The sequence below is a fragment of the Rhizobacter sp. P3_B12 genome, from assembly GCF_056402895.1.
In genome coordinates this window covers 1-1,566 of record NZ_JBFUGN010001232.1, presented here as the reverse complement: position 1 = coordinate 1,566, position 1,566 = coordinate 1, and the positions used below count along the sequence as shown (strand labels likewise).

General features: G+C 67.4%; 2 protein-coding genes. Both read left to right on the top strand.

Going from position 1 to position 1,566, the window contains the following annotated elements:
* Window positions 1-1,014 (top strand): hypothetical protein (locus AC1D01_RS34070; RefSeq protein WP_477873883.1); only part of this gene is annotated, 1,014 nt, incomplete at its 5' end.
* 19 nt (window positions 1,015-1,033) lie between these two features.
* On the top strand, window positions 1,034-1,566 hold a 533-nt coding region (locus tag AC1D01_RS34065; protein WP_477873882.1), incomplete at its 3' end, for a LysE/ArgO family amino acid transporter.

The window sequence follows — 1,566 nt, the reverse complement described above, 5'->3', positions numbered from 1 at the left end:
GTCCTGGACATCGCATCGTCAGACACCGGCCCGTACCGCGAGTTGAAGTACAGGCAGTTCCACATGCTGTTCAAGCGCAAGAGCCTCGGGCTGACCATTCCGGCCTGGGTGTGGCTCAAGAAGCTCGCGGCCTCGAAGCTCAGGATCACCTATGACACCTGGAAATCCGCGATTGCCAGCCATGCCCGCTACGAGGAACTCGTCGCGCAGCTGGGGGAACCGCAGGAGATCAAGCGCAACGAGCTTCGCTACGGCAAGGCGCCGCCGGGACCCCTGGCGATGAACGACGCGCACGGCCTGATCGGCATGACCGACTGGATCGAGCAGACTTATCCGATCGCCTCGACCACCTACGTCTCGCCGGGCGGCAGTGCGGATTTCATCGCCACGGCCATGCGCATGCGCGGTGCCGACGTGGTGGACGTGCCCCTCAGCGACATCAAGCAGGACAAGGTCGACAAGGTGCGCGCCCATGCACTCGAGTTCCTGCGTACCTGCTTCCGGGGCGCGAAGATCCGCGACAGCATCGTCATCTTCGATACCCTCTCCACCGGCTCGGCGCTGGTCTTGCTGAAGGCGCTGCTGGTCGAGGCGATCCACGTACCGGCCGAGCGCATCTTTCTCGTGGCGCTGAACGGGCCGCTCACGATGGACTCCACCGCGCTCGTCGGCTCAGGCGCCATCACGGTGGTCCCGAACCGGTCGGACCACATGTCCTATGCGAAATCGCGGCTCCGGGACCAGGCCTACAAGGACAGCGCACGCACCTACTCGAAGAATCCTGTCGGCGATCTCGACGCCGAGAAGGCGAAGAAGCCCGTCGCCCCGGTGAGGGGTGCGCGCGATGAGCTGATGACGATCATGCTGGCGATGCAGGAGGTGGCGGACGAGGACTTCGTCGAGAAGCCGGATACGGAAGAGGTCGAGGCGGTCGACAGCGACGAGGGGCTGGGCGGCAGCAGGGAGGGGGAGGAAGACGGGGACGAAGAAAAGGGCGTCGAAGAGGTCGATTGAGCCGGTGAGAATGCCGGCCATGCAGACCTCGATCTCCTGGCTCCTGTTCTTCCAATCCGCGCTGATCGGCCTGTCGATCGCCGCCCCCGTCGGCCCGATCGGGCTGCTGACGATCCAGCGCACGCTGGATGCCGGCTGGCGTGCGGGCCTGGYCACTGGCATGGGCGCGGCGGCGGCCGACACCGTCTACGGCGCGGTGGGCGCGTTCGGTGCCACCGCGCTGATCGCCTGGCTGGTCGGCGCGAAGACCTGGCTCGCGGTGTTCGGCGGGCTGGTGCTGCTGCGGCTCGCGTGGTCCGGCTGGCACCAGGCGGCCGGCAACGAAGCGGGCGCCGCGCCGGCCCCGGTGCCTGCGCTGTGGACCTGCTTCGCGACCACCTTCGCGCTGACGCTGTCGAACCCGATGACGATCGTGTCCTTCATCGCGATCTTCGGCGCGATGAGTGCGCAGGTGGCCGGCGGCTCACCGCTGGTGATGGTGGCCGGCGTGTTCGTCGGCTCGGCGCTGTGGTGGCTCGCGCTGTCGATCGCCGTGGGCCGGATGCGCCACGC